The 18,399-nt window shown below is 60.9% G+C and carries 20 protein-coding genes; 16 read left to right on the top strand and 4 right to left on the bottom strand.

All coding sequences use genetic code 11. From position 1 onward, the window contains the following. Nucleotides 1–16 precede the first annotated feature (16 nt). Nucleotides 17–301, bottom strand: coding sequence for an acylphosphatase (locus LY631_RS12360; RefSeq protein WP_274425713.1), 285 nt, complete (start codon nt 299–301; stop codon nt 17–19). A 299-nt stretch (nt 302–600) separates the two neighbouring features. Between LY631_RS12360 and LY631_RS12355 the strand changes: the two genes are divergently transcribed. Genes LY631_RS12355 through LY631_RS12335 form a run of 5 tightly spaced genes read left to right on the top strand, consistent with a single transcriptional unit; the run spans nt 601 to nt 3,445 of the window. Beyond that, the gene (locus LY631_RS12355) at nt 601–987 is read left to right on the top strand and encodes a hypothetical protein (RefSeq protein ID WP_274425712.1); all 387 of its coding nucleotides are present in this window, start codon (nt 601–603) and stop codon (nt 985–987) included. 31 nt (nt 988–1,018) lie between these two features. Next, nucleotides 1,019–1,717: a MotA/TolQ/ExbB proton channel family protein gene (locus LY631_RS12350; protein WP_274425711.1), complete on the top strand. Its 699-nt coding sequence runs from the start codon at nt 1,019–1,021 to the stop codon at nt 1,715–1,717. Beyond that, a complete protein-coding gene (locus LY631_RS12345) occupies nt 1,707–2,090 on the top strand; it encodes an ExbD/TolR family protein (protein WP_274425710.1) in 384 nt (127 codons plus the stop codon). Before LY631_RS12350 ends, LY631_RS12345 begins: the two co-directional genes overlap by 11 nt. A gap of 6 nt (nt 2,091–2,096) precedes the next feature. After that, the gene (locus LY631_RS12340; RefSeq protein ID WP_274425709.1) at nt 2,097–2,495 is read left to right on the top strand and encodes an ExbD/TolR family protein; all 399 of its coding nucleotides are present in this window, start codon (nt 2,097–2,099) and stop codon (nt 2,493–2,495) included. Continuing rightward, on the top strand, nt 2,492–3,445 hold the full coding sequence (locus LY631_RS12335) for an energy transducer TonB (protein ID WP_274425708.1): 954 nt from the start codon (nt 2,492–2,494) through the stop codon (nt 3,443–3,445). Before LY631_RS12340 ends, LY631_RS12335 begins: the two co-directional genes overlap by 4 nt. On the opposite strand, the gene LY631_RS12330 is transcribed toward LY631_RS12335, so the two are convergent. After that, nucleotides 3,442–5,049: an APC family permease gene (locus tag LY631_RS12330; protein ID WP_274425706.1), complete on the bottom strand. Its 1,608-nt coding sequence runs from the start codon at nt 5,047–5,049 to the stop codon at nt 3,442–3,444. The genes LY631_RS12335 and LY631_RS12330 overlap by 4 nt on opposite strands. Before the next feature lie 162 nt (nt 5,050–5,211). Beyond that, a complete protein-coding gene (locus LY631_RS12325) occupies nt 5,212–5,688 on the bottom strand; it encodes a MarR family winged helix-turn-helix transcriptional regulator (RefSeq protein WP_274425705.1) in 477 nt (158 codons plus the stop codon). 442 nt (nt 5,689–6,130) lie between these two features. On the opposite strand from LY631_RS12325, the gene ectA reads away from it, so the two are divergent. From ectA to LY631_RS12300, 5 genes are read left to right on the top strand one after another with little or no spacing between them, the layout of a single operon-like run. Beyond that, entirely contained in the window at nt 6,131–6,676 is a 546-nt protein-coding gene (gene ectA, locus LY631_RS12320) for a diaminobutyrate acetyltransferase (protein WP_274425703.1), read from the top strand. Between the two features lie 56 nt (nt 6,677–6,732). After that, a complete protein-coding gene (gene ectB, locus LY631_RS12315) occupies nt 6,733–8,022 on the top strand; it encodes a diaminobutyrate--2-oxoglutarate transaminase (protein ID WP_274425702.1) in 1,290 nt (429 codons plus the stop codon). A 5-nt stretch (nt 8,023–8,027) separates the two neighbouring features. Next, entirely contained in the window at nt 8,028–8,426 is a 399-nt protein-coding gene (locus LY631_RS12310) for an ectoine synthase (protein WP_274425701.1), read from the top strand. Nucleotides 8,427–8,463: 37 nt separating this feature from the next. Next, entirely contained in the window at nt 8,464–9,396 is a 933-nt protein-coding gene (gene thpD / locus LY631_RS12305; protein ID WP_274425700.1) for an ectoine hydroxylase, read from the top strand. 22 nt (nt 9,397–9,418) lie between these two features. Next, nucleotides 9,419–10,909 carry an aspartate kinase gene (locus LY631_RS12300; protein ID WP_274425698.1) on the top strand — a complete coding sequence of 497 codons (1,491 nt, stop codon included), beginning with the start codon at nt 9,419–9,421 and terminating at the stop codon, nt 10,907–10,909. A 22-nt stretch (nt 10,910–10,931) separates the two neighbouring features. Here LY631_RS12300 and LY631_RS12295 read toward each other — a convergent pair whose 3' ends face one another. Continuing rightward, nucleotides 10,932–11,843, bottom strand: a complete 912-nt coding sequence (locus tag LY631_RS12295; RefSeq protein ID WP_274425697.1) for a LysR family transcriptional regulator — start codon at nt 11,841–11,843, stop codon at nt 10,932–10,934. A 230-nt stretch (nt 11,844–12,073) separates the two neighbouring features. On the opposite strand from LY631_RS12295, the gene LY631_RS12290 reads away from it, so the two are divergent. From LY631_RS12290 to LY631_RS12265, 6 genes are read left to right on the top strand one after another with little or no spacing between them, the layout of a single operon-like run. Continuing rightward, the gene (locus tag LY631_RS12290) at nt 12,074–13,282 is read left to right on the top strand and encodes an ABC transporter substrate-binding protein (RefSeq protein ID WP_274425695.1); all 1,209 of its coding nucleotides are present in this window, start codon (nt 12,074–12,076) and stop codon (nt 13,280–13,282) included. 6 nt (nt 13,283–13,288) lie between these two features. Then, a complete protein-coding gene (locus tag LY631_RS12285; RefSeq protein ID WP_274425694.1) occupies nt 13,289–14,092 on the top strand; it encodes an ABC transporter ATP-binding protein in 804 nt (267 codons plus the stop codon). Further along, nucleotides 14,085–14,795: an ABC transporter ATP-binding protein gene (locus LY631_RS12280; RefSeq protein ID WP_274425693.1), complete on the top strand. Its 711-nt coding sequence runs from the start codon at nt 14,085–14,087 to the stop codon at nt 14,793–14,795. The genes LY631_RS12285 and LY631_RS12280 overlap by 8 nt, the downstream gene beginning before the upstream one ends. A 10-nt stretch (nt 14,796–14,805) precedes the next feature. Next, nucleotides 14,806–15,690 carry a branched-chain amino acid ABC transporter permease gene (locus LY631_RS12275; protein ID WP_445082882.1) on the top strand — a complete coding sequence of 295 codons (885 nt, stop codon included), beginning with the start codon at nt 14,806–14,808 and terminating at the stop codon, nt 15,688–15,690. Continuing rightward, nucleotides 15,691–16,671: a branched-chain amino acid ABC transporter permease gene (locus LY631_RS12270; protein WP_274425690.1), complete on the top strand. Its 981-nt coding sequence runs from the start codon at nt 15,691–15,693 to the stop codon at nt 16,669–16,671. Nucleotides 16,672–16,679: 8 nt separating this feature from the next. After that, complete coding sequence (locus LY631_RS12265) at nt 16,680–18,278, top strand: GMC family oxidoreductase (protein ID WP_274425689.1); 1,599 nt, start codon at nt 16,680–16,682, stop codon at nt 18,276–18,278. The last annotated feature ends 121 nt before the right edge of the window (nt 18,279–18,399 follow it).

The raw sequence follows: 18,399 nt of genomic DNA, 5'->3' as shown, positions 1-18,399 counted from the left end.
AAGCGTTCGCTTGCCTCTATCGCTCAACGGTGAAAGCGGTAGGCCAAACCTCCGGGTCGAACTCCTCCGACTCCACGTCACGAACGGAAGCCGCTGGCGGACCTTGCCGCAACTTGTCGAGCATGAGGGAAACCGATTCATCCTCGCCCGCCAACACGGCGGTTACGGAGCCGTCCGCCTCATTGCGGACCCAACCGGCGAGCCCGAGTTTCTCAGCTTCGCCTTGTGTCCAGGCGCGATAGTTCACGCCTTGTACCCGGCCCGATATGCGTGCGCGCATCGCGATGCGGTCTTCGCTCATAGCATTCTCCGACAAATCATTCGGACATGAGGGTATCGCAGTTTTCATGTCTGCCAAGGTGAGGGTATAATCTTGACACTTTTATTCATGTTATTTACCAGAGCAGTGACCAGAGCGAGCGGCCATTTGATATGATCGCGTCGCCTCGACCATGCGAGCCAGCCTCAGGCCAGCCAGCATAAAGCGTTCCTAAGAGGAGTCGGATTGTGCGGAGAAGGTCTGTTACGCGGTGCGATGCATCTCGCGGTTGGGGGGTATTCCTGAAAGCCGTACTGATTTCCGCGCCCTTGTCAGGATTTGTGGCGAATGACATTTCAGCGCTCGCGCAGGACGCCGACGCAACTCCCGTACTCTCGATCGAACTGAATGGTGCCGAGCCCACGGAGCGCGGCTGCCGTCTTACCTTCGTGGTGAAAAACCAATTGGAGCAGGATATCGACCGGGCGGCATATGAAGTGGCGCTTTTCGGCAAGGACGGTTTGGTGAAAAAGCTGACGGCACTCGATTTCCAGGCTTTTCCCGCCGGGCAGACGAAGGTGCGGCAGTTTGACCTTGCCGACCTTGATTGCGGTGATTTGGGCCGTGTTCTCATCAATGGCGTCACCGCCTGTGAAGGCGCTGACGAGGATGCCTGCATGGCCCGGCTGGAGACCGCCGCTCGTGGCGAGATCGCCTTCGGGCGCTGATATTTAGAGCAACGCAGAGGGAATTCTCAACATGCCCGCCGAGTTCGTCGACGATATCGCTTCCTTTCTCTCCCTGGGCGGGCCTGTGGTGGCGTTGCTTCTTACGCTGTCCGTGTTCGCTATGGCGCTGATATTATTGAAGGTCGTGCAGTTCTGGCGTGAGCGGGTGGGAAGGCATGCCCGGGCGGAACGGGCCCTTCATGCCTGGTTTCACGACGGGCAGGATCTCGCGCGCAGCAATCTGGAAGGCGATCGTTCACCGGCGGGCGCGGCCCTGTCAGCTTGCATGCGGCTGGCCGCGACGGGGAACGTGTCGAAATCGGCCATCGAGGACGAGGTGAGCCGCATCGCGCTTACCAGACTGCACGAGTTGCAGCGCGGCTTCCGCGCGCTCGACGCGATTGCGCAGGTGGCACCTCTGCTGGGGCTTTTCGGCACTGTTCTGGGCATGATCGACGCTTTCCAGCAGCTTCAGGAAGCGGGGAACGCCGTCGACCCATCCCTGCTCGCCGGTGGTATCTGGGTGGCGCTGCTGACAACCGCGACGGGCCTTGCTGTGGCGATGCCTGTCTCCCTCGTGCTCACCTGGTTCGAAACGCGCGTCGAGAATGAGCGCGTGGCGATCGAAACCATGACCGGTGCAGTACTTTCGCGCGGCCTCCGTCAGCCGCCCAAACAAGACACTGCGGAGCCGGCGCCCTTGGTCGCGGGGCTCGGCCATGCACATTGATATACCCCTCGCTCGCAGGCGCTCTCTGCCGCTGACGCCGCTCATCGACGTCATCTTTATTCTATTGTTGTTCTTCATGCTTTCTTCCACTTTCCTGCGTTTTGCAGAGGTGGAGATCACCGGCGGTACCGCTGCCGATACAGCATCCGTGGACGCGCCAGACGTTCTGATCCGGCTTGAAGGGGCCGAATGGAACGTCAACGGCGTGCAGGGAGGAGTCGAGGCGGCTTTGACAGAGCTGCGGCGATTGCAGGAGCAGGGTGCCGAGCGGGCTGTGCTTCTGGTGCGTGGCGAAACGTCCTCCCAGGAAATGGTAAGCGCGGTTGAGCAGATCCGCGCGGAAACGGATATCTCCCTGAGTGTTGCGAAGTGAGGCACCATGATACGTCTGTCCCGTCCTTTGCATCCGCGCCGGCGCGAAAGCACGATCGCTCTCATCAATATCGTATTCCTGATGCTGATCTTCTTTCTGATCGCGGGCACCGTGGCGCCGCTTGACCATGACGTCAGGTTGATATCGACGGAAACGGCGGATCGGGCTGAACTGGCAGACGCGCTGTTCGTCACGCCTGACGGCGAAATGCGGGTCGGCGGACGCGCGACCGATCCGGCGGCTTACGTTGAAGCATTGAAGGCGGAGGGCTCCGATGGCGACGCCCCCGTCAAGGTAGCTGCCGACCGGGATCTTCCAGCCGAACGGCTCATCGATGTTGTTGCCGCTCTCCGTAAAGCGGGTGCCGACAAGGTCAGCATAGTAACGGAGCGAAGCGCAGAATGAAGATGAAGGCGTGGCATTGGGCCATCGCGCTGGTTCTTTCCGGTGTGCTTCATGCCGGAGGCGCCGTGTTTTTGCTGCCGGATGAACCGGAGGTGCAGGTTGCCGGGGGCGAGGGTGCCGAGATTGCGCTGGCGGGAAGCGCTTTTACCGATCTTACCGCGGCGGGTGATCCGGCGGAGACACTCGAGCCGCAAGCTGATGCGGCTAGCGAACTGACACCGGTAGAGCCGGAGGTCAGCGAGGCTGAAATTGTTGAGCCCGTCGACTCGGCTGCCGATGCTGCGCCTGAAACACAGCCAACCCCTTCCGAAGAAACGGTGCCGGTGGAACTGGCTGTCGAGGAAAATGCAGTTCCGATAGTGCAGAAGCCCGAACCACCCGAAGTGGATGCTGCCACGCCGGAGGCGGATGCGGTCAAACCGGTCACACCGGGCGAGACGGTGACAGCGATGGTGGACGTCCCGCGTCCGACCCCGCGACCAGATTACACACCGCCCGAGCCCAGCAGGACGCCTGCCGAGAGAACGACGCAGCAGGCACGGCCTGCCGCCGGATCCGGCGGGCGTGACAGGAAAGATGCGCAGCGCGGTACGGCACAGAGTGGGCAAAGCGCGAATGCGAGCGGGCAGCAGACAGCCTCCCGAGCGCCGGCTGCTGGCAATAGAGCTGTTTCAAATTATCCCGGACAGATAGTCTCACGGTTGCGCCGCGCACTCCATTATCCTCGAAGCGCGAGGCGTCAGGGTGCGGAAGGCGAGGTTCACGTGGCGTTTACGGTGACGCGTAACGGCGGTGTCGGCAATATTCGCGTGGTCAGGGGGTCGGGGGCGCCCATTCTGGACGACGCGGCGATCGAAACAGTCCGCCGGGCAGCGCCGTTTCCCGCTATCCCGCCTGGGGCCGGGCGGGATTCCTGGGCCTTTACCGTTCCGCTGGCGTTTAGGCGTTAGGCCGTAGCGGCTTTCTCCATACGGCCCGTTTCAGCATTGACGCTTTGTGTGGGAACATCGCTTATCTGCTCGGCAAACCTGTCCGGCGGCAGGCGACAGGCAATCGCATGGGCGAAGACGAGCAGGGCGAAGGCCGTGATGACGGCGATGTCCCAACCGAACGGCAGAATACCTTGCCCTCCGAATGTGCCTAGATAGGAGATGACGCCCAGGCCGGCGAGATAGGGCAGCAGCCATGCTGCTGATTTTGCGTCGAGCGGCCCAACATCCTGGAAGCGTGCCCTGATCAGGAAAAGAACCAGCCCCGCCAGAAGGGCAAGGCTGAGCCGCCACAGCGTGTCCCAGCCGCTCCAGTAAATCACCAGCGTTGCCACCACGAACGCCGCGGCGGCGATCCAGTTAACCGCCGGCAGGCGCATCGGGCGCGGCCGGTCCGGCATGAGATAGCGCAATGAGACGACCGCGATCGGCCCCACGACAAAGGAAAGCACGATGGCCGAGCTGTTAAGACGTACGATTTCGGTGAAAGGCAGTAGGATATAGACAAGCAGGCTGAAGGCAAAGTTGAGCAGAAGCGCCATCAGCGGGATGCCGCGCTTGGAAAGTTTTGTCAGAAACGTTGGGAAAAACCGGTTTTTTGCCAACGCGTAGGCGAGCCGGGCATTGGAGCCGGTGGCGACCAGGCCGCCGCCGAAGGGACTCAGGACAGCGCCGACATTGAGCAAGCTGATAAGCCATAGCAACCCGAGTGAGGTGGCTATAGCCTCGATTGGGCCGAGCTTGGCGTCCACGAGTAATCCGTTCCAGCCATTGGAGAGCATGTCGGAGGGCAGCGAGCCGATGAAGGCGAGTTGAAGGCCTCCATAAACGAGGAAGCAGATGAGGACCGATAGGAGGAGTGCCGCGGGCATCGTCACCCCCGGCCGGTGGACCTCGCCCGCCATGTCGATCGCATGGCGGAAGCCGATATAGGAGAAGATGATACCGCCGGTGGAAACGGCTCCGAAAATCCCATGTAGACCATAAGGGGAAAAGCCGCCGGCCTCCGTGAAGTTGGCCGTATCGAAGCGCGACCAGAAAAGGACAGCCATGATGATGATCGGAATGGCGATCTTGACCCAGGTGAGTGCCTCGTTAACCCGGGCGAAAAAGCGCACGCCGAGGGCGTTGATGACTGTGAAAAGCCCCAGAAAGCCGATGGCGATCAGCGTTCCCGGCCAGTTCTGCACGTTTCCGTCCTGCGCCAGGCCGAAATGGGGCAGAAGATACCGGAGCATTGCCTCGACCTCGATCGGCGCGGTGGTGTTGTAGCCGATCCAGGCGCTCCAACCCATGGCCATGGCCACCATGCCGCCATGGCTGAACTGAGGCATGCGGGCAATGCCGCCGGCGACCGGGAGCATGGCGGAAATCTCGGCGAATGTCAGCGCGATCAGGAACATGGCCATGCCGCCAAGGCCCCAGGCAAGAATAGCCGCCGGGCCTGCCTGCTCACTGGCCAGAAGCGGTGCGAAAAGCCAGCCCGATCCCAGGACGGCGCTTACGGAGACGAACATCAGGCCGATCAACCTGATCTCGCGGCGCATGCGTTTTTGCTTTTTCACTGTCGCTCGCCCCCCGACCTGGTCAGCGCATTGCAACGCTCCATTGATTGGATACAGTGGCTCTGCCACCGTACCGTGTCAAACAAGGCGAGCGGAATGCGTTAATCCGGTCTTCACAGCCGGAATCGAAATCGTCCGTGCGGCACGGCTATCGTGTATGCGTTATTTGCGGTCGACAGCGCCGACATCGAGCAGCGGGGAGGCGTCGAGGGTGCCGGCATTCAGCATGTCGCCGACGTGCTCCAGCGCCGCGACGATCATGGCTTGCTCCCAGTCTGGCAATGCCTTGAACTGCTGCGAAAAGGTACGTTGCAGCGGATCTGGCGCCGCTTCCAGCATTTCCCGCCCGGCCTCCGTCAGCGCGACCCACACCACGCGCCGATCCTTGTCACTGCGCGTGCGGTTGACAAGGCCCCGTGTTTCCAGCTTGTCGACAAGCGACGTGGCCGTTGCCTGGCCGACCCCGGCCTTTCCGGCGATATCCTTGGGCGTGGCGCGGCCGGCCGCGGCGACGATTTCCAGCACGATAAGCTGCGGCGTTGTCAGCCCCGTTGCGCGCGCCAGGGTCCGTGCATTGAGCTCGGTCGCTCGCAGGATGCGCCGGAGCGCAATAAGGCTGGTCTGGGTGCGGTTTTCCATTTTCGAGAGCCTGTGGCGTTGACATAAGCGCACGGCGCATACCGGATTTTGTTCCTGAATAGAAGAAAACCCGTCTGCGGTGTAGTCCACCTTGGGCTGTTTTTGAAATGTTTCGCAGGAAATTACGCCTTTTTGGTCCGAAAAGGGGCTGGAAAGCTGCGAGCACGCTTCTGGAACTGGCGGACCGTCCGTCCCACATTGATGTCGCTGAATCGGTCTCCAGTGGACGCAGGGGGACTGGGGCTTCCACAAGCGTTTGGATAGGGATCGACAAAATTGCTTCGATAGCAAAAGAAATATTATTTGACAGACGAATGAATTTTCTCCGCAATTTCAGGTGGAAAGCGCCAATTGGGGCCTTTTTAAGGCGTGATTTTCCATTTCTCCCGGTTGAAATATGCTTTGCTTGTCGTAATATTCCTCCCAGCGAAAGAGGAGAGCCATGTCCGTCAGCAACATCCAGCTTGTTCGAAAACGATCCGAGGAAATTACCTTCCGCGCGCCACAAACCGAAGATGGCGCAGCTGTCTGGCGGCTGATCCAGTCCTGTGAGCCGCTCGATGAGAATTCCCTCTACTGCAACCTGCTTCAGTGCGACCATTTTGGTGACACCTGTATCCTCGCCGAACGCGAGAGCGATGGTGCCGTGGTCGGATGGATTTCGGGATACATCTTGCCGGACAATCCGCAGGTGCTGTTCGTCTGGCAGGTTGCCGTCCACGAGAGCGCCCAGGGACAGGGCGTTGCCAAGCGGATGCTCAAGGCGCTGTTGCAGCGCGAAGCCTGCGCCAATGTGCGCAAGCTGAAGACCACGATTACACCCGACAACGACGCGAGCTGGGCACTCTTCCGCTCCTTCGCCCGCGGCCAGGGTGGTGAACTGAAAAGCGAGCCCTATTTCCGCAGGGACGCTCATTTCGACGGCGCACATGCCACCGAGCACATGGTGACGATTGCGCTGCCTGAGGAGGCGCGGAGCGCGGCCTGAGACAATCGGCCCGAAGCCTGCAGCCTCCACTCATGAATCAAATCAAAGGAAAAACCATGACGACCGTAAAAACGGACGATAAAGCCATTTTTGAACGGCGGGAATCAGGCGCGCGCAGCTACTGCCGCAGCTTCCCGACCGTGTTCAAGAAAGCAAACGGCGCCATTCTGAGCGATGGTGAGGGGCGCGAGTATATCGATTTCCTGGCCGGCTGCTCGACGCTGAACTATGGTCATAACGACCCCGATATGAAAGCCGCGCTCATCGAGCATATCCAGGCGGACGGCCTTGCCCATGGCCTGGACATGCACACGAACGCCAAAGCGGATTTCCTGGAGGCGTTCGAGCGCATTGTCCTGAAGCCGCGCAACATGGATTATCGCATGATGTTCATGGGGCCGACGGGCGCCAATGCGGTTGAGGCTGCGCTGAAGATTGCCCGCAAGGTTACCGGACGCACCAATGTGATCTCCTTCACGAATGGATTTCACGGCGTGACGCTGGGTGCGCTTGCAGCGACCGGCAACGGGTATCACCGTGGCGGGGCCAGCATTCCGCTGAGCGGTGTGACTCGCATGCCTTTCGAAGGATCGATGGGCAAGGATATCGATACGGCTGACTTCCTCAACCGTATGCTTGCGGAGCCGTCCAGCGGTATCGATGCGCCGGCCGCGGTCATTCTAGAAACCGTGCAGGGCGAGGGTGGCCTGAACGCCGCATCGCGCGAATGGGTGCGCCGTGTCGCGGAGATCGCGCGGAGTCACGGGGCGCTGCTCATCGTCGATGATATCCAGGCGGGCTGCGGCCGCACCGGACCTTTCTTCTCTTTCGAGGAGATGGGCGTGGAGCCGGATATCATCACTATGGCGAAATCGCTGTCGGGTTTCGGCCTGCCGTTTGCCACCTTGCTCGTCAAGCCGGAACACGATGTGTTCGGCCCGGCGGAACATAATGGTACCTTCCGTGGTAATAACCACGCCTTTGTTACTGCGCGTGTCGCACTGGAAAAGTTCTGGGCCGACAATAACTTCCAGGAGACGGTGCTCAAGCGCGCGGCATACCTGAGGTCGCGGTTGGCGGAAACTGCCGACCGGCTTCCCAACACCCGCCTGAAGGGGCGGGGCATGATGCTGGGTATCGATGTGGGCTCCGGGGAACTGGCGGAGGATATTTGCTCGCGCTGTTTCCGGGATGGGCTCGTCATCGAAACATCCGGCGCCCACGACGAGGTGGTGAAGGTGCTCGCGCCGCTGACCATCGATGAGGAGACCTTCGCTCGTGGCCTTGACATTCTCGATGCGGCTGTGAGCGAAATTGCCCAGTCAACGAAACTTGCAGCGGAGTAATTTGAATGATTGTGCGTGACCTGAACGAAGCCAAGAACACCGACCGCCACATTTTTTCCAAGGGTTGGGACAGCGTGAGGCTTCTCTTGAAGTCGGACAATATGGGCTTCAGCTTTCATATCACCACGATCTATGCCGGCGCCGAGCTGGAGATGCACTACAAGAACCATCTTGAAAGCGTTTATTGCGTCGACGGCACCGGTTCGATCGAGGATTGCGCAACGGGGGAAGTTCACCAGATTCGTCCTGGTGTGGTCTACGCGCTCGATAAGCACGACAAGCACATTCTTCGTGCCGACGCCGACAAGCCGATGATCATGGCTTGTGTCTTCAATCCGCCCGTGACGGGCAATGAAGTTCACCAGGATGATGGCTCCTACGCACTGGAGGCCGAGTCGATGTAATCACGTCGATAAAACCAAAAGAAGAAGGAGAAAGACCATGTCTGCAATCACCAAAGCACCTGAACGAAGACCGGATCCCTATCCGACTCGTCTCTCTGAGGAACGTTGGCTGCCGAGGGAGGACAAGACGGTCTGGAGCCAATGGCGTCCCGACGCACCGCTGATGGCGCAACAGGCCGATCAGTTCGACCGCGACGGGTTCCTCGTGCTCAAGGACCTCTTCACCGAGGAAGAGGTGAAGGCGCTGATGGCAGAATCCGCTGCACTGCGCGGCGGCGAGCGCTCACTGATTAATGACAGCGTCGTTACCGAGCCGGGCTCGGACGAGGTGCGCACCATCTTCAAACTGCCGGAGCAGAGCCCGCTCTTCGATCGCCTGGCGTGTGACCGCCGTCTGGCCGGTATCGTCAGCTTTCTGCTCGGCGACGATGTCTATGTTCATCAGTCGCGGCTCAACTACAAGCCCGGTTTCACCGGCAAAGAGTTCTACTGGCATTCGGATTTCGAGACCTGGCACGCTGAGGACGGGATGCCGCGCATGCGCGCGATTTCCGCGTCGCTGCTCCTGACGGACAACGACGCGTTGAACGGTCCGCTCATGCTGATGCCCGGCTCGCACAAAACCTTCATCGCCTGCGCCGGCGAGACACCGGAGGACAACCACAAATCCTCGCTGAAAAAGCAGGAGGTCGGTGTGCCCTCGCATGAGGCGCTGACCAAGCTCTCATCGGAGTACGGGGTTACCGCCGCGACGGGCAAGGCCGGTACGCTGGTGCTGTTCGACTGCAATACGATGCATGGCTCGAACGGCAACATCACGCCCTTTGCCCGCTCCAACGCATTCTTCGTGTTCAATGCAATGTCCAACCAGCTTGTGGAGCCCTTCGGGGCCAAGAAGCCGCGTCCCGACTTTCTCGCCCAGCGTGGCGAGGCGAAGCCGGTCGAGGTGATTACCGGCAAGCTGGTTTGACGAAAGGTAGCGAATTAAAGATATGACCACACGACCGGAAGACCTACGCGTCGCGGAGAGCCGCGGCGCGCCAGTAAACGCGCGCAACAAACACACCGTCGAGAAGATCGGCGGCACGTCGATGACCCGTGCGCGCGAGTTGCTGGACACGATCCTCATAGGCAAGCGCAGCGACGGGGCGCTCTACCAGCGTGTCTTCGTGGTCTCCGCTTTCGCGGGCATTACCGACAAGCTCCTGGAGCACAAGAAGTCAAGCGAGCCCGGAGTTTATGCGCTCTTCGCCCATGCCGACAACGATCACGGGTGGATGGACGCGCTGAGCGGCGTCAGTCGCGCCATGCGTGAAATCAACGCCGACATCTTCGACGATGCCGGAGACCGCAATGCTGCGGACGATTTCGTGCGTGAGCGGGTCGAGGGTGCGCGTGGCTGCCTGATAGACCTGCAGCGCCTGTGCTCCTACGGGCACTTCCAGCTCGGCGAGCATATGCAGACCATCCGCGAGATGCTGTCGGCACTGGGTGAAGCGCATTCGGCGAACAATCTTACCCTGCTTCTGCGGCGCAATGGGGTCAACGCCCGTTTCGTCGACCTGACGGGCTGGCGCGACGAGTCCCAGCCGGATCTGGCCGAGCGGATCGAAAACGCCTTTGCCGACGTGGATTTTGCGCGCGAGCTTCCCATCGTTACGGGTTATGCACAGTGCCGCGAGGGGCTGATGCGCGAATTCGACCGCGGCTATTCTGAGGTGACGTTTGCCACCATTGCCGCTCTGACCGGCGCGCGCGAGGCGATCATTCACAAGGAATTCCACCTTTCCAGCGCCGATCCGCGCCTGGTGGGAACCGAAAACGTGCGCAAGATCGGCCGCACGAATTACGACGTCGCCGACCAGCTGTCGAACATGGGCATGGAGGCGATCCATCCCAAGGCGGCGAAGAAGCTGCGCCAGGCAGGCGTTCCGCTGCGCGTGGCGAACGCCTTCGAGCCGCACGATCCTGGCACGCTGATCGACGCCGAACCGGCCGAGGGGCCGGGCGTGGAAATGGTGACCGGCCTGCCCGTGACCTCGCTGGAGCTTTTCGAGCAGGATATGGTCGGCGTGAAGGGATACGACGCGGCAATCCTGGAAGTGCTGACACGCCATCGGATACGCATCGTGTCCAAGGTGTCGAACGCCAACTCTATCGTTCACCACATCGAGGCGCCGCTGAAGGCGATACGCCGTGTCGAACGGGATCTGGCCGAGCGGTATCCTTCCGCGCGGATCACGACCCGTCGCGCCGGCATGGTGTCGGTGATCGGCCGCGACCTGAAAGGCCTCAACATCATGTACAAGGGGCTCACAGCGCTTTCGGAGCTCGGCATCGAACCGATTTCGGCTCAGGAAACCGGCCGTGGTGTCGATGTTCAGTTCGTCGTCGCCAGCGAGGACCGGGAAAAGGCCGTAAAGGCGCTGCACCACGCTTTCATCGAAAGCGAAAGCGAAGGTGCGTTGGCGCAGGCCGCTTAGCCTAAACTCTGCTCTTGGCGGTTCACGCCAGGAGCACATCTCCATGAAAATCCTGCCGGGCATTCGCCGCCTCCTTTCTGATGAAATTCCGGAGGGTTCGAATGCGCGGCGCGTCCGCCATATCCTGATGGCAGGTTGCCCAGTATTCCCGTTCCAGATGCACTTGGCGAGGAATGACAGGCACGAGCTCGGGATAATGCCTGGCCATGTAATGCGGCAGAACGCATAGTCCCAGCCCGCTGCGCGCAGCGGCGAGCTGGGCATGGATACTTGAGTTCTGGAATGTCGCGCGCACGCCCGGCAGGAGTTCTCGATGGTAGTCGAGCCCAGGCGTGAAGATGGTGTCCTCGGTGTATCCGATAAAGTAATGCCGTGCGAGATCCGCGTGGCAGGTGATCGGCGGGTGAGCGTCGAGATAGTCGCGCCTGCCATAGACGAACAGTCGGTACATCGTGACTTTCTCGGTGTGGTATGGGCCGGTTTTGGGCGCGGTCAGCGTGATCGTTATATCCGCTTCCCGGCGTGAAAGGGACACGATCTGCTGGATCGTCAGGACCTCGAACGAGAGTCCCGGCTGTGACCGAGCCAGACTTGGCAGACGATCGGCAAGAAAGTAATTGCCGAACCCTTCCAGCGTGCTGACACGCACCGCCCCGTTGACCGGCGCTGCTTCACCGGCGGCCTCTTTGTGAAATCTTTCCGCCTCGCGCTCGATCGTCTCCGCGTTCTCGATCAGCCGCTCGCCGAGCGCCGTCAAAACATAGCCGCGCGCATTTCGCTCGAAAAGTTTCGCCATGAGGGTCTGTTCCAACCTGTCGATGCGGCGGGAGACAGTGGCGTGATTGGTGCGCAGTTTGCGCGCAGCCGCCGAAAGCTGGCCGGTGCGGGCCACGGCGAGAAAGAATTGCAGATCGTCCCAGGTGAATCGGTGCATGTTCGTTTTCTATCAAGCTCTGTGCGTAATTGGACGTTTGTGAGGCCGGTCGTCAATGCTACTTATCGGCAAGCCGTGTTGCGGCGGACGGATGTGATGGCCTGGGAGGAGACATGTTGCATGCTCAGGGCCGTCTTCTGCTTCTGCCGCATTATCAGGCCGCGGGGTTTCGTGGCTTGGCGCGTGAATTGTGCTTGTCTATAACGAAGACCAAAACGGGAGGATAATCTATGAAGACACTGGCGTTTGCTTCGGCCGCCTTGCTGGCCGCGACGGCGATTCCTGCGCATGCGCAGGAGGTTTCCGACGACATTGTGAAAATCGGTATCCTGAACGACCAGTCCGGCGTTTATGCCGACTTCGGCGGCGTATGGTCGTTCGAGGCGGCTAAGATGGCAGTTGAGGATTTCGGCGGTGAGGTGCTGGGCGCACCCGTCGAGGTTATTACCGCCGACCACCAGAACAAGCCGGACGTCGCGGCGAATATCGCGCGCCAGTGGTACGATACCGAGCAGGTGGATTCCATCATGGAACTCACCACCTCATCGGTCGCGCTCGCCGTTCAGGGGATTTCCATGGAAAAAGAGAAAATCGATATCGTCACCGGCGCCGCGACGACCGAGCTGACAGGGGAACAGTGCTCGCCCTATGGTTTCCACTGGGCCTATGACACCCATTCATTGGCTGTCGGTACCGGTGGTGCCCTGGTGGAACAAGGCGGTGACACCTGGTTCTTCCTGACCGCCGATTACGCGTTCGGCTACTCTCTCGAGGAGCAGACGAGTGAGTTCGTCGAATCCAGGGGCGGTGAAGTTCTAGGGTCGGTGCGCCACCCGCTCTCCACGACCGATTTCTCGTCCTTCCTGCTGCAGGCGCAGTCCTCCGGTGCGAAAGTGATCGGGCTGGCAAATGCCGGCCTGGACACATCGAACGCCATCAAACAGGCGGCCGAGTTCGGCATTGTTGCCGGTGGCCAGCGTCTTGCCGCGCTGCTGTTCACGTTGGCTGAGGTCCACGGGCTTGGTCTCGAAGCAGCTCAGGGCCTAACCCTGACGGAAGGCTATTACTGGGACCGCAACGACGAATCGCGTGAATTTGCCCGCCGGTTCTTCGAGCGGACAGACCGCATGCCGAACATGATTCACGCGGGCACCTATTCGGCCGTGTTGCAATATCTGAAGGCGATCGAAGAAGCTGGAACAGACGCGACGCAGGCCGTGGCCGAGAAACTGCACGAGATGCCGGTCAACGACTTCTTCGCCGAAAACGGCAAAGTGGGCGCCAATGGCCGTATGATCAAGGACATGTACCTGCTTGAAGTGAAGTCCCCTGACGAGAGCGAAGAGCCCTGGGACTACTTCAACGTGCTGGCTACGATCCCGGGCGATGAAGCCTATATCAATCCTGCGGAAAGCGGCTGCCCGCTCGTAACCCAGTAAGTCGTCATGACAGACACTCAGACGGCGGTCGCTTCCGGCCGCCAGGTGGATAATGCGGAGCCGCGGGCAGTGCTTTCTGCCCGCGGTCTCTACAAGGAGTTCGGCGGCTTCATGGCCGTCAACAATGTCGATATCGATGCACACCATGCGCGCATCCACGCACTGATTGGGCCAAACGGCGCAGGCAAGACAACCGTCTTCAACCTGCTGACCAAGTTCCTGAAGCCGACAAGCGGCACGATCACGCTCGAAGGACGGGATATCACGCGTATGTCTCCGGCGCGCGTTGCGCGTCTGGGGCTCGTACGTTCGTTTCAGATCTCGGCGACCTTCCCGCATCTTTCGGTGCTGGACAATGTGCGCGTTGCGCTGCAGCGGCCGCAGGGGCTCGGTTACCAATTCTGGCAGTCGCTTTCGTCGCTCGAGCGGCTCGACGGGCGGGCGAATGAACTTTTGGAATCCGTCGGCCTGCAGGACGAACGGCACAAGATGGCGGCCGATCTATCCTACGGCCGCAAGCGGGTGCTTGAAATTGCCACCACGCTCGCTCTCGACCCCAAGGTGCTGCTTCTCGATGAACCGATGGCCGGGATGGGCCAGGAGGACATCAGCACCGTGTCAGACATTATCCGCTCCGTGGCGAAGGACCGCGCGGTCTTGATGGTGGAGCACAATTTGAAAGTGGTGGCCGATCTCTGCGACTGGGTTTCGGTTCTGCAGCGCGGTGAGGTCATCGCGGCGGGGGACTATTCATCAGTGAGCGAAAACGAGCAGGTGAAGCTCGCTTACATGGGGACCGGCGATGAGTGAAAGTGCTCCCCTGCTGTCGGTTCGCGATCTGAACGCCTGGTATGGCGAGAGCCATGCGCTGCACGGAGTCAATCTGGAGGTCCATCGGGGGGAGACGGTGACCCTGCTCGGCCGCAACGGCGTCGGCAAGACGACGACGCTGCGGGCCATAATCGGGATAATCCGCAAGCGGTCCGGCCAGATGACCTTCGACGGGCGCGATCTCATGGCCGTGCCGCTGCATCGCACCGCCTATCTCGGCATCGGCTATGTGCCAGAGGAGCGCGGTATCTTTTCAACGCTCTCGGTGGAAGAAAACCTTCTCCTGCCGCCGGTCGTCTCCGCGGACGGCATGAGCCTTGAGGAGATTTTCGATCTCTTTCCCAATCTCAAGGAGCGGCGCAACAGCCAGGGTACCAAGCTCTCCGGTGGCGAGCAGCAGATGCTCGCCATGGCGCGCATCCTGCGGACCGGGGTCAAGCTTCTGCTTCTGGACGAGCCGACGGAAGGTCTCGCTCCGGTGATCATTCAGCGCATCGGTGAGGTTCTTTCGGAACTCAAGAACCGCGGAATCACGGTTTTGCTGGTTGAGCAGAACTTCCGGTTTGCCCGACGCATCGCCGACCGCTTTTACCTCATGGAGCATGGCCAGGTGACGAGTAGCTTCCCTGTCTCCGAACTCGAGTCGCGAATGGAAGCGCTTCACGAGGCCCTGGGAGTTTGACGCCATGACAATGATGATATTCGGCATCCCCGTTCAGGCACTCATGGGACAGCTTCTCGTGGGACTGATCAACGGATCCTTTTACGCGATGCTCAGTCTCGGGCTGGCAATCATCTTCGGCATGCTGCGCATCATCAACTTCGCCCATGGCGCGCAGTACATGCTGGGAGCCTTCGTGGGCTATCTTTTGCTCACGCATTTTGGCATCGGCTACTGGCCGGCGCTGATCCTTGCGCCGCTGATCGTTGGCTTGAGCGGGATGGTGATCGAGAAGCTTGCGATCTCGCGCCTTTACAATCTCGACCACCTGTACGGGCTCTTGTTCACGTTCGGGCTTGCGCTGGTGATCGAAGGCACGTTCCGCTACTTCTACGGTGTGTCCGGGAAAGCTTACACACCGCCGGAGATGCTGACCGGCGGTGTCAATCTGGGCTTCATGTTCCTGCCGATCTATCGCGGGTGGGTGGTCATCGCCTCGCTGATCATCTGCATCGGCACTTGGCTTCTCATCGAGAAAACCAAGCTCGGCTCCTATTTGCGGGCGGCCACCGAAAATCCCACGCTCGTGCAGGCTTTCGGCGTGAATGTGCCGCTTCTCTTGACCCTGACGTACGGCATCGGCGCGGGTCTGGCCGGGGTTGCCGGCATCATGGCGGCGCCGGTCTATCAGGTGAGCCCATTGATGGGCGCCGAACTCATCATCGTCGTGTTCGCCGTGGTGGTGGTCGGCGGGATGGGCTCCATCCTCGGCGCCATCACTACCGGTTATATGCTGGGGATCGCCGAGGGGCTGACCAAGGTCTTCTATCCCGAAGCTTCCAACATCGTCATCTTCGTGATCATGGCACTGGTGCTGCTCGTGCGGCCGGCCGGGCTGTTTGGAAAGGATGCGTAGATGGCCGACCTGACTATATCCCAAGGGCGGACCGGCCAGACGACGCGCTTCGATCTGCTGCTGCTCGGCGTCGCGCTCGCCGGGCTGCTGGCCGCGCCGTTCTTCTTCTACCCCGTCTTCGTCATGAAGATGCTGTGTTTTGCGCTCTTTGCGTGCGCTTTCAATCTGCTGCTCGGCTTCACGGGGCTCTTGTCCTTCGGTCATGCGGCCTTCTTCGGCGGTGCTGCCTATTTCACCGCGCATGCCGTCAAGGAATGGGGATGGCCTCCCGAGGCCGGTATCCTGCTCGGCGTCGCGGGCGCAGCCGTCATGGGCGCGGTGATGGGATTCTTCGCCATACGCCGGCAGGGTATCTATTTCGCCATGGTCACGCTGGCGCTGGCGCAGATGTTCTTCTTCTTCTGCCTGCAGGCTCCCTTCACCAAGGGCGAAGACGGGCTGCAAGGCGTGCCGCGCGGCCACCTCTTCGGCTTTATCGATCTCAGCCAGTCGCTCAACATGTACTATTTTGTCATGGCGATTTTCCTGATTGGTGTGTTTGCGATCTGGCGCATCGTCAATTCGCCGTTCGGGATGATCCTGAAATCCATTCGCGAGAATGAGAACAGGGCGATTTCGCTCGGTTACAGCGTGCAGGGGTACAAGCTGGCTGCGTTCATCCTGTCCGCCGCGCTTTCAGGCCTTGCAGGCGGCGTCAAGGCGCTGGTGTTCCAGTTCGCCACGCTTACGGATGTGGGCTGGCAGATGTCCGGCGAGGTCATTTTGATGACGCTGCTGGGTGGTATCGGCACCATGGCCGGCCCGATTGCGGGTGCGGCGCTGGTGGTCACGCTGCAGAACTATCTGGCGACTTCCGCGCTTCCGGTCACCATCGTCACCGGCGCAATCTTCATGATCTGCGTCCTGATCTTCCGCCGCGGGATTGTCGGGGAGGTCCAGGCGCGTCTGCTGCGCAAGCGCGAGCAGCGGGCGGACGGCTGATCGTCGCCATGACCGAGGCATACGACTACATAATCGTCGGCGCGGGGACGGCGGGATGTGTCCTGGCCAATCGGCTGTCGGCGGACCCGGATGTCTCGGTGCTGCTTCTGGAAGCCGGAGGCAAGGACAACTATCACTGGATCCATATTCCAGTCGGCTATCTCTACTGCATCTCCAACCCGCGTACGGATTGGTGCTTCACCACCGATCCCGAACCGGGCCTCGCCGGGCGCTCGCTGGCCTACCCGCGTGGCAAGGTGCTGGGCGGCTGCTCCTCGATTAACGGCATGATCTATATGCGCGGCCAGGAACGGGACTACGATTTGTGGCGCCAGATGGGTTGCGCCGGCTGGGGCTGGGACGATGTCCTGCCCTATTTCAAGAAGTCAGAGGACTACTACAAGGGCGCCGACGAGATGCACGGGGCCGGGGGGGAGTGGCGCGTAGAGGAGGCGCGCGTGCGCTGGGATATTCTCGATGCCTTTCAGGCAGCCGCGGAGGCCGCCGGCATTCCGCGCACGGACGATTTCAATCGCGGCGACAATGAAGGTTCCTCCTACTTCAAGGTGAACCAGCGCGGTGGCATCCGCTGGAGCGCTTCCAAGGCGTTTTTGCGGCCCGTGCGGCACAGGCGCAACCTGAAGGTCGAAACGAATGCCCATGTCCGCCACCTCGTCATCGAGGATTTGGCAGTGAAGGGCGTTTCCTTCGAGCAGCATGGTGTCACCCGAAAGGTGCGGGCCCGCCGCGAGGTCGTTCTGGCGGCCGGCTCTATCGGTTCGCCGCATATTCTGGAGCTGTCGGGAATCGGGCGTGGCGACGCGCTGCAGAAGGCCGGGCTTCCGGTCGTGCTCGAGCGGCCTTCCGTTGGGGAAAATCTCCAGGATCACCTGCAGATTCGCTGCGCCTACAAGGTCGACGGTATCCGTACGCTCAATGAGCGGGCCGGGAAGCTTTTCGGCAAGGCAGCCATCGCCCTGGAGTATGCCGTCCGCCGGACGGGCGCGATGGCGATGGCGCCGAGCCAGCTCGGCATCTTTACGCGTTCTGATCCGTCCCGCGAGACGCCGGATTTGCAGTACCATGTACAGCCGCTTTCGCTGGACAAATTCGGCGAGCCGCTGCATGCGTTTCCTGCGTTCACCGCCAGCGTGTGCAATCTGCGGCCCGAAAGCCGGGGATCCATCCACGCTTCGTCGCCGGATTTTCGGCAGCAACCTTCCATTCGGCCCAATTACCTGTCGACCGAAAGCGACAAACATGTCGCCGCCGAGGCGATCAGGATAACGCGTCGGATCGTCGAGCAGGAGCCTCTGAGACCGTACCGGCCCGAGGAATTCAAGCCGGGGCCGGAGTACAAGTCCGAAGAAGAACTCGTGGAAGCCGCGGGTCTGGTCGGAACCACCATCTTCCACCCGGTGGGGACGTGCCGAATGGGTGCGGATCCCGACTCGATCGTCGATCCACAGTTGCGCGTGCGCGGTCTCTCCGGCCTGCGGATTGCCGATGCCTCGGTGATGCCGACGATCACATCGGGCAATACGAACTCGCCGACCCTGATGATCGCGGAAAAAGCGGCGGACCTTATCCTTTCCGGGGAGGGTTGATTGGGAAATTGGCTGGGGCCGTAGGGGCTCATCCGCACTATCCTCGCTGGCGCACCCCTCCGCGTTGATGTGCTCGGCTCTCCCTCTCAAGGAGGCGCGCGGCATCGTCGCCACGCCCGGC

It is taken from the genome of Chelativorans sp. YIM 93263, assembly GCF_028767125.1.
In the GTDB taxonomy this organism is placed as follows: Bacteria; Pseudomonadota; Alphaproteobacteria; order Rhizobiales; family Rhizobiaceae; genus Chelativorans.
Note: the sequence above shows the minus strand (reverse complement) of the source record. Positions and strands in the feature narration are given on the sequence as shown.

Coding starts and splice junctions, on each gene's coding strand:
- LY631_RS12325 (WP_274425705.1), bottom strand. CDS start 5,688: ATGGAAAACCGCACCCAGACCAGCCTTATTGCGCTCCGGCGCATCCTG.
- LY631_RS12270 (WP_274425690.1), top strand. CDS start 15,691: ATGGCCGACCTGACTATATCCCAAGGGCGGACCGGCCAGACGACGCGC.
- LY631_RS12360 (WP_274425713.1), bottom strand. CDS start 301: ATGAGCGAAGACCGCATCGCGATGCGCGCACGCATATCGGGCCGGGTA.
- LY631_RS12290 (WP_274425695.1), top strand. CDS start 12,074: ATGAAGACACTGGCGTTTGCTTCGGCCGCCTTGCTGGCCGCGACGGCG.
- thpD (WP_274425700.1), top strand. CDS start 8,464: ATGTCTGCAATCACCAAAGCACCTGAACGAAGACCGGATCCCTATCCG.
- LY631_RS12340 (WP_274425709.1), top strand. CDS start 2,097: ATGATACGTCTGTCCCGTCCTTTGCATCCGCGCCGGCGCGAAAGCACG.
- LY631_RS12345 (WP_274425710.1), top strand. CDS start 1,707: ATGCACATTGATATACCCCTCGCTCGCAGGCGCTCTCTGCCGCTGACG.
- LY631_RS12310 (WP_274425701.1), top strand. CDS start 8,028: ATGATTGTGCGTGACCTGAACGAAGCCAAGAACACCGACCGCCACATT.
- ectA (WP_274425703.1), top strand. CDS start 6,131: ATGTCCGTCAGCAACATCCAGCTTGTTCGAAAACGATCCGAGGAAATT.
- ectB (WP_274425702.1), top strand. CDS start 6,733: ATGACGACCGTAAAAACGGACGATAAAGCCATTTTTGAACGGCGGGAA.
- LY631_RS12280 (WP_274425693.1), top strand. CDS start 14,085: ATGAGTGAAAGTGCTCCCCTGCTGTCGGTTCGCGATCTGAACGCCTGG.
- LY631_RS12295 (WP_274425697.1), bottom strand. CDS start 11,843: ATGCACCGATTCACCTGGGACGATCTGCAATTCTTTCTCGCCGTGGCC.
- LY631_RS12275 (WP_445082882.1), top strand. CDS start 14,806: ATGATGATATTCGGCATCCCCGTTCAGGCACTCATGGGACAGCTTCTC.
- LY631_RS12335 (WP_274425708.1), top strand. CDS start 2,492: ATGAAGATGAAGGCGTGGCATTGGGCCATCGCGCTGGTTCTTTCCGGT.
- LY631_RS12285 (WP_274425694.1), top strand. CDS start 13,289: ATGACAGACACTCAGACGGCGGTCGCTTCCGGCCGCCAGGTGGATAAT.
- LY631_RS12350 (WP_274425711.1), top strand. CDS start 1,019: ATGCCCGCCGAGTTCGTCGACGATATCGCTTCCTTTCTCTCCCTGGGC.
- LY631_RS12265 (WP_274425689.1), top strand. CDS start 16,680: ATGACCGAGGCATACGACTACATAATCGTCGGCGCGGGGACGGCGGGA.
- LY631_RS12300 (WP_274425698.1), top strand. CDS start 9,419: ATGACCACACGACCGGAAGACCTACGCGTCGCGGAGAGCCGCGGCGCG.